Origin of the sequence: uncultured Hyphomicrobium sp. (assembly GCF_902826555.1) — a bacterium.
Taxonomy (GTDB): domain Bacteria; phylum Pseudomonadota; class Alphaproteobacteria; order Rhizobiales; family Hyphomicrobiaceae; genus Hyphomicrobium_C.
Genome location: NZ_CADEFI010000004.1, coordinates 52375 through 65827 on the forward strand (window position 1 = coordinate 52375; position 13453 = coordinate 65827).

14 protein-coding genes are annotated in these 13453 nt (G+C 62.8%); 9 read left to right on the forward strand and 5 right to left on the reverse strand.

Annotated elements, in window-relative coordinates:
* Position 1: 1 nt before the first annotated feature.
* From QZV93_RS03395 to QZV93_RS03410, 4 genes are read right to left on the reverse strand one after another with little or no spacing between them, the layout of a single operon-like run.
* Positions 2-1177 (reverse strand): DegT/DnrJ/EryC1/StrS family aminotransferase, encoded by a 1176-nt coding sequence (locus QZV93_RS03395; protein WP_295555975.1) that lies wholly within the window; start codon positions 1175-1177, stop codon positions 2-4.
* Between the two features lie 4 nt (positions 1178-1181).
* Positions 1182-1841, reverse strand: coding sequence for a NeuD/PglB/VioB family sugar acetyltransferase (locus QZV93_RS03400; RefSeq protein WP_295555977.1), 660 nt, complete (start codon positions 1839-1841; stop codon positions 1182-1184).
* Complete coding sequence (locus QZV93_RS03405) at positions 1838-2443, reverse strand: sugar transferase (RefSeq protein ID WP_295555979.1); 606 nt, start codon at positions 2441-2443, stop codon at positions 1838-1840. Before QZV93_RS03405 ends, QZV93_RS03400 begins: the two co-directional genes overlap by 4 nt.
* On the reverse strand, positions 2437-3663 hold the full coding sequence (locus QZV93_RS03410; RefSeq protein ID WP_295555981.1) for a glycosyltransferase family 4 protein: 1227 nt from the start codon (positions 3661-3663) through the stop codon (positions 2437-2439). Before QZV93_RS03410 ends, QZV93_RS03405 begins: the two co-directional genes overlap by 7 nt.
* A 466-nt stretch (positions 3664-4129) precedes the next feature.
* Here QZV93_RS03410 and QZV93_RS03415 point away from each other — a divergent pair, with 466 nt between their 5' ends.
* The 7 genes from QZV93_RS03415 (at position 4130) to QZV93_RS03445 (ending at position 11419) form a co-directional block, all read left to right on the forward strand.
* Positions 4130-5173 carry a FliG C-terminal domain-containing protein gene (locus tag QZV93_RS03415; RefSeq protein WP_295555983.1) on the forward strand — a complete coding sequence of 348 codons (1044 nt, stop codon included), beginning with the start codon at positions 4130-4132 and terminating at the stop codon, positions 5171-5173.
* Positions 5173-6129 (forward strand): flagellar motor switch protein FliM, encoded by a 957-nt coding sequence (locus QZV93_RS03420; protein WP_295555985.1) that lies wholly within the window; start codon positions 5173-5175, stop codon positions 6127-6129. Before QZV93_RS03415 ends, QZV93_RS03420 begins: the two co-directional genes overlap by 1 nt.
* A gap of 440 nt (positions 6130-6569) precedes the next feature.
* The gene (locus QZV93_RS03425) at positions 6570-6872 is read left to right on the forward strand and encodes a hypothetical protein (RefSeq protein WP_295555987.1); all 303 of its coding nucleotides are present in this window, start codon (positions 6570-6572) and stop codon (positions 6870-6872) included.
* A gap of 39 nt (positions 6873-6911) precedes the next feature.
* Positions 6912-9545, forward strand: a complete 2634-nt coding sequence (locus QZV93_RS03430) for a chemotaxis protein CheW (RefSeq protein ID WP_295555988.1) — start codon at positions 6912-6914, stop codon at positions 9543-9545.
* Complete coding sequence (locus QZV93_RS03435; RefSeq protein ID WP_295555990.1) at positions 9542-10042, forward strand: chemotaxis protein CheW; 501 nt, start codon at positions 9542-9544, stop codon at positions 10040-10042. The genes QZV93_RS03430 and QZV93_RS03435 overlap by 4 nt, the downstream gene beginning before the upstream one ends.
* 18 nt (positions 10043-10060) lie before the next feature.
* Positions 10061-10426, forward strand: a complete 366-nt coding sequence (locus QZV93_RS03440; RefSeq protein ID WP_295555992.1) for a response regulator — start codon at positions 10061-10063, stop codon at positions 10424-10426.
* 69 nt (positions 10427-10495) lie between these two features.
* Positions 10496-11419, forward strand: coding sequence for a protein-glutamate O-methyltransferase CheR (locus QZV93_RS03445; RefSeq protein WP_295555994.1), 924 nt, complete (start codon positions 10496-10498; stop codon positions 11417-11419).
* 38 nt (positions 11420-11457) lie between these two features.
* On the opposite strand, the gene QZV93_RS03450 is transcribed toward QZV93_RS03445, so the two are convergent.
* Positions 11458-12249, reverse strand: coding sequence for a lysozyme (locus QZV93_RS03450; protein ID WP_295555996.1), 792 nt, complete (start codon positions 12247-12249; stop codon positions 11458-11460).
* 150 nt (positions 12250-12399) lie between these two features.
* Between QZV93_RS03450 and QZV93_RS03455 the strand changes: the two genes are divergently transcribed.
* Positions 12400-12672, forward strand: a complete 273-nt coding sequence (locus tag QZV93_RS03455; RefSeq protein WP_295555997.1) for a hypothetical protein — start codon at positions 12400-12402, stop codon at positions 12670-12672.
* A 208-nt stretch (positions 12673-12880) separates the two neighbouring features.
* Positions 12881-13105 (forward strand): hypothetical protein, encoded by a 225-nt coding sequence (locus tag QZV93_RS03460; RefSeq protein WP_295555999.1) that lies wholly within the window; start codon positions 12881-12883, stop codon positions 13103-13105.
* Positions 13106-13453 lie beyond the last annotated feature (348 nt).

Consider the following 13453-nt stretch of genomic DNA (forward strand, 5'->3'; position numbering starts at 1 on the left):
CCTAGCGCACGGCGCGTCGCATGACGGCGCGCAATGCGGCGCACGTGCGCGAAATGTGCTCGGCCTCGAGCGAAGGGTGCACCAGAAATGCGAGACTGGTCTCTCCGAGTTCCTTGGCAACGGGCAAGCGCTGTACCGGCCGCCATGGCGTGCCATCGAACGCCTTCTCGAGATAGATCTCACTGCACGACCCGACGAAGCACGGCACTCCCTCCGCTCGGATCTCATGAATGATGCGGTCACGCGTCCAGCCCTCGGCGAGTGCGTCCGGCTGTACGAAGACGTACGAGCGATAGGCGGCCGGCTCTGCCCAGTTCGGCACGCCCGGCACACGCAACCCGGAAATGTCGCGCGCCGCCGCGCTGATCTCGTCGGCATGGCGGCGTCGCAACGCCGTCCACGCCTCGATCTTGCCGAGCTGAATGCGGCCGACAATCGCCTGCATCTCCAGCATCCGGCCATTGGTGCCGAACCCCTCGTGCACCCAGCGAAAAGTGGCCTGCGGCTCTTCGAGAGCCATGGCCGCTTCGCTCTTGCCGTGATCCTTGAACGACCACATCCGACGCGCGAGCTCCGGGTCGTTGGTCGTGACCATGCCGCCCTCGCCGCCCGTCGTCATGATCTTGTCCTGACAGAACGACCACGCCCCGATATCGCCGATGACGCCAACCGAGCGGCCCTTATAACGCGCGCCGTGCGCCTGCGCGCAATCCTCGATGATGGCGATCCCATGAGAGCGCGCCAATGCCATCAACGGATCCATATCCGCCGGCATGCCGCCCAGGTGCACGACGACGATCGCTTTGGTTCGGGACGTGACAAGAGGCGCCACCGTATCCGCGGAGAGAGCCTGCGTCTCGCGATCCACGTCGGCGAACACCGGCGTCGCGCCCGCCGTGACCACACTCGACACGGACGCGATAAAGGATCGCGGCGTCACGATCACCTCGTCTCCCGGACCGATATCGAGCGCCCGCAACGCAACCTCGAGCGCAACCGTGCCGTTCGACAGAGCAATGCCATGGTTCGCCCCCGACCACGCCGCGAACTCACGCTCGAAAGCGCGCCCTTCTCCTCCCGTCCAATAGTTCACCTTGTTCGAGGCGAGAACGCGCGCCACGGCCTCCGCTTCCTCCGGCGAAAAGGACGGCCAAATCGGAAACGGCGCGCTCACCACGGCGTCAATCCTTGTCCAATGTGCGCGCCGGATTGCCGGCGACCGTTACACCCGGTAGCACGTCGCGCGTCACCACGGCTCCCATGCCGACCACCGCGCCGCGCCCGATCGTCAGCGGCGCACCCGGCCGCCCCTGGCGCAGCATTGCCCCGGCACCGATGTAGGCGTGATCCTCGATGCGCACGTTTCCATTGCAGATGACGCCGGGCGCGAAGGTCACGAAATCCCCGATGACGCAATCATGCTCGACGATGCTGCCGATGTTGGCGTGAAACTGGCGGCCGATGCGGATGTTGGATGTGATGGTTACGGTCGGACTGAGAAGTGCGCCGTCACCGAGAACGACGTCGTCCATGATGACGACACTGCTCGCACGCACCGACCACGGTTGCACATCGTCCGCTTGGCACTTGTCCGCGAGTTTCTCCCGCACGCCGCTGTCGGCGACGGCGAGCGCCGCGAAGCGCTCCGGCGCCGGAATCGCCAGGAACGCCTGGTACGTCAGAACACGATGGCCATTCAGCACTTCGGCCGGCGGCTTGTCGTCGATGAACACCAGACGATCGGCTGACACGCCGGCCGCGGCAAGCATCTCGCGCGCGAGCGGAAGGATGCCTCGCCCACAACCACTCGCGCCGTAAATGCCATAAAAAGGACCCGTCATGCGGTCGTACCGTCATTTCCCCCGAAGCGCCCCACCGTGGCCTCGCCGTCTCCCGTGATCCCTTTGCGCGACAGGACCGCAAGCACGGTCATGAACAGGATGCGCACGTCCAGCCACAACGACTGATGGTCCACATACCACACATCGTAGCGAAACTTGTCAGCCCATGTCAGCGCGTTGCGGCCGTTAACCTGAGCCCACCCGGTCACGCCGGGCCGCACATCGTGACGGCGCGCCTGCTCGCGCGAATAGAGCGGAAGGTATTCCATCAGCAGTGGACGCGGGCCAACGAGGCTCATGTCGCCCCTGAGGACGTTCCACAGTTCCGGCAGCTCGTCGAGGCTGGTCGATCTCAAGAACCGGCCGAATGCCGTGAGCCGCTCGGCGTCGGGAAGCAGCGCTCCATCGGCACCGGTTGCAGTCGTCATGGTGCGAAATTTGACGAGATCGAACGGAGCGCCGTGGAGACCAGGGCGCGTCTGCACGAAGAAAACGGGAGACCCGAGCTTCGTGCGCACGACAAGCGCAACCAGCGCCAGAAGCGGCAGCCACACGACGGCGCTCACGAGAACGAGCACGATATCGAAAGCACGCTTTACCACGGCTCCCCCGACGAATTGAGCACGCCCGCGAGGCGTCCGGCGAGCGTATCGAAGTCGTAGTGCGCGGACACGTGCTGACGCGCCGCCGCGCCCATACGCACACGCTCGTCATGCGGAAGCCGCGCCATGGCGACGATGGCATCTGCGAGCAGCTCCGGACTTTCAGGCGCCACCGTGAGCCCAGCCCCGGCTTCGGCGACCGGATTGTTGAATGCTGCAGCTGCCATAATGATCGGTCGTCCCGCCGCCATGTAGTCGAACAGCTTGTTCGAGCTGATCCCGTACTTGAACACGGCAACATCAGCGAGATTGAATACGAACGCATCGGCCTCGGCCGCCAGCGCCGGAATGGCCGACTTGGCCACCGGATTCTCGAACTCTACGCTGGAAAGCTGCCAATCGCGCGCCATGGCCTGGAGCGACGCCTTCAACGGACCGTCTCCGATCAGCCGCAGGCGGATGGCGCCGGCTTCGCGGCGGTCCTTGAGGAGGCGCATGGCACGCAGCACGTTCTCGAGCCCGTTCGCCGCGCCATGGGCACCGAAATACATGAGCGTGAAGGTCTCCGACGGCACGGCCGGCCCGACGGACCGGTAGGTATCGAGATCGACTCCGTTGGGAATCCAGATGACCTTGTCCCGCGGAATCCCGAGGCTCTCGATGTAGTCTCCGGCCTTCGGAAGCAGAACCACAATGCTCTTGGCTTCGCGATAGAGCCGGGTCTCGAGACCGCGCAGAGCGCGCGTCACCGTGCTGTTCGGCTTGAGCCGCCCCATATCCACCAGCGTCTCAGGCCAGAGATCGCGCACTTCGAAAAAAAACGGCACGCGATAGCGCCGCGCAAGACGCGCTCCCGCCCAGGCAGCCAGAGGGTGCACGCTCGAGCCGATGATGGCATCGGGCGGCGCAAGCGCCTCCACAGCCGACCGATCCAGCGCACGTCGCGTGTAATCGAGCATGTTACGGACGCGCGCGATGCCATTGCCCGCGTAAGGCGTCGTCCTGAGCCACAGGAAAGGCGTCCCGGCGATCACGTCGAGGCGCTGCTTGACACCTGCGGGCAGCCGGTCTCGTCCGGTTCCGTGTTCGACGCTCGCAGCAATGATGGTCGCCTGCCAACCGTGCTTGGTTAACTTCTGGGCCAGCGAAAAATGCCGTGTCCCGCCCGGACCACCGGGCTCCTGGGCATAATGGTTGAGAATCCAGACAGTGCGCATCATCGGCGGTTTGCGCTTGAAGCGGCCACGGCAAGCCGAGCGGGGCGGGCTGACATGCCCCAGCAGTGACGTTGACCTGCCGTCTTTGTCAAGTCGGACGCCCGCCGAACCTGGATCCGCAAGGATGGCCGCGATCTTGCGGTGGCATGTCCATGACATCGCCCACAAGATGGCAATGCGCGAGCCCCTCGCGCGCCTACCCAGCACCAAGGCGTTGCCCCGCCCGAATGGGTGCAGCAACCATACGGTGGGGGATACCGGCCACAGAACGCCACGGATCGGTGTCCCCAAGTTGTAGCACACCTACATGCACAAGCTTCGCTCAAGGCAAATCGCGGAAGCCTTTAGGCTGGCCTTCAAGCGCAAAAAGCATTGGCAGCACATTGCGTTGTATGGCCCTGAAGCGATTTGAGCGACCGTACGCAGGCGGACCCGGCGACGTCTCCAACAATGGCACCTTGAGCGACGGATGACCCAGGCGCAGGCCGAGAGACGACCGAGCAGGGGCTCGGAGCCGCAAGAGCCGTTGGAGCTGAGCGGCCCCAAGAAGGTGGCCGCGCTCCTCCTCTCCATGGACAAAAAGGTCGCCTCCCGCATTCTGAAGCACTTCGACGAAGACGACATCAAGCTCATCGCACAGACGGCGACCGATCTCGGAGCAGTCACGAAGGACACGCTCGACGGCCTCATCGAGGAATTCGCTCAGCACCTGCGCACCGGCGGTGATCTCGTCGCGACCGCCCATGAGGTTGAGGCGCTTCTCGCCGGCGTCGTGCCGCCCGAGCAGATCGCCGAGATCATGACGCAGGTCCGCTCGAAGTCCCTGCAATCGATCTGGATCAAGCTCGGAGAGGTCCCCGAGCTCAGCACCGCCCAATACCTGACGAAAGAGCACCCACAAGTCTCGGCGCTGGTGTTGTCGCGCACGCCGCCGGCTTACGCCGCCGCAACTCTCAAGATGCTGCCCGCACCGCTGCGCAACGAGATCATGCGCCGCATGCTGGCGCTCAAGGTGGTGCTCGAACGGCCCATCCAGCTGCTGGAAGGCGCCGTCAAGGAGGAGCTGCTTTACAAGAGCGCCAAGAACACCGGCCCGACCATCCACGCGCGCCTCGCCGACATCATCAACAAGATGGAACGCAGGCAGATGGACGAGATCCTGACCGATCTCGATCAGCATCGGCCGAAGGAGGCGGAGCTTGTCCGCAGCCTCCTGTTCACGTTCGACGACCTCCAGCGCCTCTCGCAGCCCGCTCTTGTCACGCTGTTCGACGGCGTGCCGGCAGATCGCACGATCAATGCGCTGTTCGGCGCCGAGCCGAGAATGATCGACTTAATTCTCGAGGCGACCCCGGCCCGCGCGCGGCGCATGATCGAGCAGGAACTCGCGACCGGCAAAAAGCCGAGCACGAAAGAGGTTCAGAAGGCGCGGCGCGCCATTGCCGATGCGGCCATGGAGATGATCGAGAAGGGCATCATCGAGATCGGCAACAACGAGGAGGATGAGGAGTGATGCGCGAGGAGTATGCGGAAATCCGCGACTCCGGCGGACAGCCGGCGACAGACAAGCTCCTCGAGCCCCCGAAGCTCGAGGTGGAGCGCCTTCACGTGCTCAAGGGCGTTCTCGAACGCCTGGTTACAACATTGTCCGAGCGGTTCCGCGACTATTGCAACGTGCCGTCCTCCTTCTTCGTCAACCAGATGGAGAGCGGCAATTCCTGGGATGTGCTTGAGTCGTACGAAGACAGCATCGCCGGCATCTATTATTGCCGCCAATGGGACAGCAAGATCGTCGTCGGCCTCGACCGCCGCTTCATCTTCTCGCTGATCGATGCCGCCTTCGGCGGCGACGGCAGTATGCCGCCGTTCGAATCCGACCGCCCGTTTACATCCCTCGAAGCCCGTTTGGCGCGCAGTGTCTTTAGCATCGTCATTCCCGAGTTCGAAGATCTTCTCACTCCGATCACTCCGGTGAACTTCGATCTGGAAAAACTCGAAACCAAGCTCGATTTCCAGATTCTCGGCCAGACCGATATCCCCGTCATCGCCGTTCAGATTCTGTTTCAGATTCTCGACAACGGCGGACGCATGTTCATGATCATCCCGCAATCCGCGTTGCATCCGATCCGCAAGCAGCTCGAGAGAACGCGCGCTCTGGACGGCACGACCGTCGACCCGGAGTGGCAGAAGAAGATGCAGGATGGCCTCGCGTCATCGGACATGATGCTCAAGGGCACCCTGGAGGGACCCGAGATGACGCTGGACCAGATCGCCGCCCTTGAGCCCGGCCAGATTCTCCGGCTGAACCTCGATACCAAGAGCCTGATTGCTCTTGAATGCCAGGACGAGCGCATCTTCATGTGCCGCTTGGCCCAGTCGAAGAGCCAGTTCGCACTGGTCGTAGAGCATCCTGTCGATCGCCAGAAAGAGCTCGTCGCCGACCTCATATCCGGCTCTCAGACGCGCTGAATTAGGATCTCGTTAAAAATTGCCGCCACAACTCCGCGTCGGCGTCACGCCGAGCGAAGGGCTGTATCTCATCTCAGTCCAGAAGAGCGAGGCGCACCGGAAGTGGCGAAATAGCCAGGGGCTGGTCTTTTGTACCGACCGTAAACTGATTTTTAGCCAACGCCGTAGAGTATCGTCCATTAATTCGACGAAACTTCAAGCGCGGGCGGCAAAAAATGACAACCAATCAAGCGGGTATAGCATCACAAGAAAGCGGCAGCTTGGAAGAGCGTGCGGCGAGCTTGGTGAACCCAGCGTCCGGCATTGCAAACGACTATCTGAATCACTTCAACGAGGTCCTCCTTCTGATCGAGAACCTTCCGACCCTGCTGCCCGAAATGCTCGACGAGCTGCTCGAATAGCGCCCCGTCACCTATCGCGAATACTTCGCAAAGTCACTGTTGCCCGGCAGCGCGGCAGCGCTCGAGATCTACGAAGGCCTCGATGACGGCTTCCGTCGCGACTTCGAAAGCATCATCGACGGCGTCAACGCCATGGCCACCGCCTCGATCGATGTCATCCGCGCCCACCGTGGCCCCGATGGTGAGGTCGACCCGTCCCGCGTTTCCGACTTCTGCGAGAACGCCTCGTGCGCCATCCGGAGTGCTCTCAACCGCGCATCCGATCTCGTCAACAACGGACGGGAAACGGTAGGCGAAACGCCTCAGGGAATGGCCGATCGCCTGATTCCGTGCGTCGCGTAATGAAAGCAACGGACCGCTGGACGCCGAGGGGGACTTCCAATGGATGAGCTGCTGAGAGATTTTCTCACAGAAACGACGGAACATATCGAAGGCGCGGAGACGCAGCTCGTTCATTTCGAGCGCAACCCGAGCGACGCTTCGCTGATCACCAGCATTTTCCGTCTCGTTCACACGATCAAAGGTACATCGAGCTTCTTGGGTCTCGAACGCCTCGAGCGCGTCGGCCACGCGGCCGAATCTGTGATGGGCATGCTGCGCGACGGCGTCCCGCCGACGCAGCATTCGGTCAGCATCATTCTCGCCGCAATCGACCGCATCAAAACCATTATTGAGGAAATCGGCCGCCACGGTTCCGAACCGCCCGGCGACGACAGCGCCATCATCAACGCGCTCGAAGCTTATTACGCGGCGGGCTCTGAAGCCGCGACCGCAGCAGCGGCCGCAGAAGCCAGCGCGAAAGCCCCGGTGGCAGCCGCCCCCAGCCAGCCCGAAGCCCCGGCACCTGCCGTGCCGGCTCCGGCCGCACCTACCGCATCCGCTCCCGCTGTCGAGGCTCCCGCCAAAGCCGAGCCCGTCGCATCCAAAGAGCCTGCCAAATCCGCAGAGCCCGCTCAGCAATCCAAGTCTCAGGGCGGCTCGACCTCGAACCAGGAATCCATTCGCGTCTCGGTCGATACCATCGAGCGCATGATGCAGCTCGTGTCCGAGCTTGTCCTCTCTCGCAATCAGCTGCTCGAGCTTGCGCGCCATCGCGAAGACGACTCCATCAAGACACCGCTTCAGCACCTCTCGACGCTGACCAGCGACCTCCAGGACGCCGTCATGCGCGCCCGCATGCAACCCGTGGGCCGCCTCTACGCCAACCTGCCCCGCCTCGTACGCGAGCTTTCGACGAGCCTCGGCAAGAGCATCGATCTCGTGACCGAAGGCGCCGACACCGAGCTCGATCGCCAGCTCATCGAGGTCATTCGCGATCCGCTGACCCACCTCATCCGCAACTGCGCCGATCACGGCATTGAAAGGCCGGAAGAACGCGTCGCTAAGGGCAAGCCCGAGCGCGGCGAGATCCGCGTCTCTGCCGCCCACGAAGCTGGCCAGATCACCATCGACATCGCCGACGACGGCAAGGGCCTCGACACCGAGCGCATTAAGCAGAAGATCGTCTCCCAGGGGCTTGCAACGGAGCAGGATCTCCGTGCGATGAGCAACGAGGAGATCTATCGCTACATCTTCGAGCCCGGCTTCTCCACGGCCCAGGTCGTGTCCAACGTCTCCGGGCGCGGCGTCGGCATGGACGTCGTCCGCTCCAATATCGAGGCCATCGGTGGTTCCGTTTCGCTCTCCTCCATAGAGGGCAAGGGCAGCCGCTTCTCGCTCCGCATTCCGCTGACACTGGCAATCGCACCCGCCCTCATCATTGAGGTTGCAGGCCAGCGCTTCGCCCTGCCGCAGACGTCCGTTGTCGAGGCGGTGAGCCTCGGCACCAGCTACAAGGATCTCATCCAGAACGTCCAGAACGCCCTTGTCCTCAAGCTTCGCGAGGAGGTCATTCCGGCCGTCGAGCTGCGCGAAATGGTCGGCCTTGCTGCCGAAGGCGACGAGACGAGCGAGAAGCTGGCCGTCGTCATGCGCGTTGGCACGGAATCTTTCTGCATCATCGTCGACGGCGTCGCCGACATCCAGGAAATCGTGGTCAAGCCGCTCTCCGCCTCGCTGGCGCACCTCAAGGTGTTTAGCGGACACACGATCCTCGGCGACGGATCGGTCGTGCTCATCCTCGATCCCTCGGGCCTCGCCGCCAACCTCGGCATCGAGAAATCCACCGACAAGAAGCGCTCCGAGGCCCGCGATCAGAACGCTCTCGAGCGTCGCCGCCTTGTCATGTTCAAAGCCGGCTCCGGCGCCTCGAAGGTTCTGCCGCTGTCCCTCGTCTCGCGCATCGAAATGGTCGAGACCAATCGCATCGAGAGCTCGGATGGCCGCTTGATGGTCCTTCTCCAGGGCCGCCTGATGCCCATCGTTCCGATCTCCCCCGAGATCGACATGTCGCGCCCCGCATATCCGGTGCTCGTCGTTGCCAACGAAAGCCGCGCCATCGGCCTCATGGCCGACGAGATCGTCGACATTCTGGAAGAGAAGCTCGAGATCCAGCTCGCCAGCTCCAATTCCGAGCTGGTCGGCTCCGCGGAAATTCGCGGCGAGGCGGTCGAGCTCATCGACGTTTCGCACTTCATCCGCCTCGCCGATCCCGGCAAGGGCAGCGCGACGCCGCAACGGATCCTTTTCGCCGCCGACGACCAGCTTGTCCGCGATATGTTGTGTCCCGCTCTCTCGGCCGCCAGCTACAACCTGGTCGCTACAGCGATCCCCGACGATATCGGCGAACTGATCACTCAGATCGCATCGTTCGACGCAGTGATCCTCGATGCCGACGCTCCGGCCCTGTCGTCACCCGCCTTCCTTCGCGCTCTGAAGGAGAGAAAGGACGCGGCGCGCATACCCGCTATCGGCGTCAGCAGAAACCCGACACCGCGCACGTCTCGCCTCGCGACGGAGAACGGTATGACTTCGCTCGTCAGCAAGCATGACCGCCATACTCTGCTCGAAACCATCGCCTACGCCCTCGACGCCGCGGCTGACGCCAAAGCCCAGAGCATGGAGCTCGCCGCATGACCAGCATGCCGAACATGAACAGCATGAGCTCTGCGGTTTCCATTCAGTCGGCCTCCGACGTCCCGACCGCCGGCGAGGAAAGCTACTTCACGGTTTTTGCCGGAGGCGAAGCTTTCGGCCTTTCGGTCTTGCACACGCAAACGATTTTCCGCATCGCCAGCGTGACCCCGATTCCGCTCGGACCGGCCGACATCGTCGGCCTGGTTAACCTTCGCGGCAAGATCGTGACGGCAGTCAGCCTGCGCCGTCGTCTCGGCATCCCCGTCGACGAGGTGCAGAACTCTCTCGCCATCGGAATCGAGCACAAGGGCGAGAACTTCGCACTCATCGTCGATGAGGTAGGCGATGTTCTCACGCTTGACGCTTCGATGAAGGTTCCGATCCCGGCCCACTTCGATGCGACGCGCTCGCGTTTCATGGCCGGCCTCTACAAAGTCGGCAATCTTCTCGTCCCTGCTCTCAACATCGGTGCTCTCTTCGACTTTGGTGTCCATTAAGCGTAATAGGTGAGTGACATGAAAAAAGCGCTCGTCGTGGATGACTCTGCTTTCATCCGCAAGATCGCACGGCAGATCCTCGAGAACATGGGCTTCGAGGTCACCGAAGGCAAAGACGGGGCCCACGCGCTCGAGCAGTGCGAGCTCGGCCTCCCGGATCTTGTTCTGCTCGACTGGAACATGCCCGTCATGAGCGGGCTCGAGTTTCTGACCAAGCTTCGAAAGATGCCGGGCGGAGAAGAGCCTCAAGTGGTCTTCTGCACCACCGAGAACACGCGCGACAAGATTATGACCGCGCTTGAGGCCGGTGCCACCGAGTACATCATGAAGCCCTTCGACCAAGAGATCATCCGCTCGAAACTCGAGCAGATCGGAATGGTCTAAGTACTTCGAGGCTCGGCGGGCGTTTTTCGCCGCAATCGGCCCAACCATTTTTAGGTAGTGACCTGTATCATGTCCCAAGCGTTCGATACACTTTGCGAATACCTGCGCCGCAACTCCGGCCTCGTAATGGAGCAAAGCAAGAAATATCTAGTCGAAAGCCGCGTCATGCCGATCGTCAGGCGCGAGAAGCTATCTGGGCTCGAAGAGCTCGTCGCTCTGCTTCAGAAGGGACAGTCCCCGAAGCTCGCCAAGGACGTCATCGAAGCGATGACGATCAACGAGACCTACTTCTTCCGTGACAAGTCGCCCTTCGACCAGTTCCGCACTGTCATGCTGCCGGCTATGCTGGCCGCGCGCCAGAACGAGAAGCGTCTTCGCATCTGGTCGGCCGCTGCCTCGACCGGTCAGGAGGCTTACTCCATCGCCATGATCCTCGACGACTTCGCCGCCCGCATACCGGGGTGGAAAGTCGAGATCGTTGGTACCGATCTTTCCGAGCAAGTGCTCGAGAAGGCGCGCAAAGCCACCTACTCGCAGTTCGAGGTCCAGCGCGGCCTGCCCGCGCCCATGCTGCTTCGCCATTTCAACCAGATCGGCGAAAGCTGGCAGCTCTCGGACCACATCCGCTCCAAGGTCACCTTCCGCCCGCTCAATCTGCTCGCGGACTTCACGACCCTCGGCCGCTTCGACATCATCTTCTGCCGCAACGTGCTGATCTACTTCGACGCCGTCCGCAAGACGGATATCCTCGCGCGCATGACGCGTGTCCTTGCCCCCGATGGCTTCGTGACCCTCGGCGCGTCCGAAAGCCTGATCGGCCTCAAAACCGACCTGGTGGGCCACGGCGAGCACAGGGGCATCTTCATGCGGGCAGGGGCTGCACCCGCGGTTGAGCAATCAGCCATGCGCGTGGCACCACAGCCGAGTGCGACATTGCCGATCGGCTTTGGCGCGGCCGCCATGTCGGCCAGCCGTCTCCGGACGACGGGTTAGCCGGAAAATCTCTATGACCGGGACGGACGCGCGGCGGCTCACACCCGCCGCGTTTCGTTATCCGCCCTATCCCTGTCGGACCGGGCGAGCTCGCTGCCACGCCCGAGTTGGGCCAGCCGCACGACCTCCGCGGCCGCGGCACCCTTGAGATCGGCATCGACGAGAGCAGCCAGCGTTTCGCTCGCCAGCCGGCTGGAGAGCCCGCCGGAGAGTGTGGAGCGCTCCGTTGGCGGTCCCCGCTCGAACACCGCAGCTTCGCGTACGCCAGGCGCATTGACCGATGAGGGTGCCCCGCGCGCACGGATCATCTCGGCCACCTCGCGCACACTCTGATCCCGGTCGACGACAACCGGCGGCATCGCTACCCCGCCACCCTCGGAAGCGGCGGCGACAGCGAAAGTGTTTCCCGATCCGACAGCGTCCGGGTTGCCGATCCACTGCGCTTCCTGCGCACGCCTGTTGACAAGTCCGGGCAGCACCTCGCCACCCGCCTTGTTGTATTTCTGGAAGATGTCGCGGGCGGCATCGATATCGCCCCGCCGGACCGCGTCTCCAAGACCGCTCTCGATCCAGGACGTCCCGGCGTTGTATGTGAGCGATGTCAGCGCCGCCTTGGTACCGTCATCGACGTTTGGCGCCGCCTTCTCCACGATCGAGCGCGCAGCCGAGACCTCGTGCTGAAACCGGCGCTCCGCTTCGACTTGATCGATCACCTCGCCCTGAAAACGGGCTCGCGTGCCATATCCGTTCGAGAACTGCGCATAGTCCCAGGAAGCCTGGGGGGTGAAACCCTCGAAGTTGCGGATCGCATCCAGATAAAAGCTGTGCATGGCAGGGATCAATGGCCTCCGGCCAGCCTTGTTAACGCGAGGCCCTTGCGCAAAGCTGACCCCCGCTCGCCATCCTCGCCACAAGGCTTAAGGCCGCGGGCTTGGCACGCCAGTTGCGTAAAACGGATTGTGTCTTCGTTTGGTGCAACCATGCAGCTTTCCGCTAACCTTCGCGCAAGAATATCCGCCCTCGGCGAGCTTTCACGCCCGCTGGGAGATACCCGCGCAGCGGCGCTCGCCCGCGCGCTTGCCAATGCCGTCGCCGTGGACGTCGCCCAGGGCCGCAATCCCGACGCGACCATCGACGGTTGGATTCGCCGCATCGCCTCTGAGATCGCCGAGAAGGCTCCCGCCGAAGCCGCACCTGCCAGGAAGCCCGCCGGCACCCGCCGCATCGGCGACGTTCTGCCCGAGATCCACTGACCGCCGCCCCAAAGCAGGCCGCAGGACTGTCCAATATCTTGAAAATGGCTTGCGTTCCGTCCCACTGTGGAACGGTGAAACCCGTAAAATTTGAACTTACTTTTCGCAGGCCCTCTAAGCCGCCCTCAAGGCACCCTGCGGTACAAAGGCAATGCTCGCGCTTCCCGAAAAGCGGAGCCTAGAAAAGCAGGGTCAGGGTCAGTTCAGAATGTCGCAGAAATCAAAAGTGTCAGTGCTCCTTCAGCGTCGCGACAACATCCGCGAGTGGCTTGAGGAGGAAGCGCCGTATACCGAGGTCGACCAGCGTCACCTCGATGCCCACACGCCCGAGCGCGCCTATTGGCACCATGGGTATCAGTCTGCCCTGACCGACATCATGGCTATGCTCGCCCTTGAAGACGGAAAAACCGGCACCTCGGGCATTCCCAATTAGTGCCCGCGCTGCGGTCCGGATGCATGCGGTTTCCCGGCGGCTGGAAGTCGTGGAACAACTCGCACTCGGCGTGAAAGGCTGCTTCGCTCGTCGTCACGCATCTATACTTGAACAGATTGCCTGACCCGATGAGCGTTAGAAGCTTGTCTTTCACGTCGCTGTCCGCCCGCCCCACATAGTCGATGTAGAAGCGACCATCGGGGCCTTTGTGGCCGAGCACGAAGGCGCCGGGCGCAACACGCGGAATGGCGTTGCTGATATCGTCGTATGCGAGCCTGAAGGGCCCGAGAAGTCCTGTGCTGGTCATCGCTCTCGCCGCTCGTCTGACAGTCGATAGATAGATCACGC

Bases quoted from the DNA above. Each gene is read 5' to 3' on its own strand.
- QZV93_RS03435 (WP_295555990.1), top strand. From the start codon at position 9,542: ATGACCAGCATGCCGAACATGAACAGCATGAGCTCTGCGGTTTCCATT.
- QZV93_RS03430 (WP_295555988.1), top strand. From the start codon at position 6,912: ATGGATGAGCTGCTGAGAGATTTTCTCACAGAAACGACGGAACATATC.
- QZV93_RS03420 (WP_295555985.1), top strand. From the start codon at position 5,173: ATGCGCGAGGAGTATGCGGAAATCCGCGACTCCGGCGGACAGCCGGCG.
- QZV93_RS03445 (WP_295555994.1), top strand. From the start codon at position 10,496: ATGTCCCAAGCGTTCGATACACTTTGCGAATACCTGCGCCGCAACTCC.
- QZV93_RS03400 (WP_295555977.1), bottom strand. From the start codon at position 1,841: ATGACGGGTCCTTTTTATGGCATTTACGGCGCGAGTGGTTGTGGGCGA.
- QZV93_RS03455 (WP_295555997.1), top strand. From the start codon at position 12,400: ATGCAGCTTTCCGCTAACCTTCGCGCAAGAATATCCGCCCTCGGCGAG.
- QZV93_RS03415 (WP_295555983.1), top strand. From the start codon at position 4,130: ATGACCCAGGCGCAGGCCGAGAGACGACCGAGCAGGGGCTCGGAGCCG.
- QZV93_RS03410 (WP_295555981.1), bottom strand. From the start codon at position 3,663: ATGATGCGCACTGTCTGGATTCTCAACCATTATGCCCAGGAGCCCGGT.
- QZV93_RS03450 (WP_295555996.1), bottom strand. From the start codon at position 12,249: ATGCACAGCTTTTATCTGGATGCGATCCGCAACTTCGAGGGTTTCACC.
- QZV93_RS03440 (WP_295555992.1), top strand. From the start codon at position 10,061: ATGAAAAAAGCGCTCGTCGTGGATGACTCTGCTTTCATCCGCAAGATC.
- QZV93_RS03460 (WP_295555999.1), top strand. From the start codon at position 12,881: ATGTCGCAGAAATCAAAAGTGTCAGTGCTCCTTCAGCGTCGCGACAAC.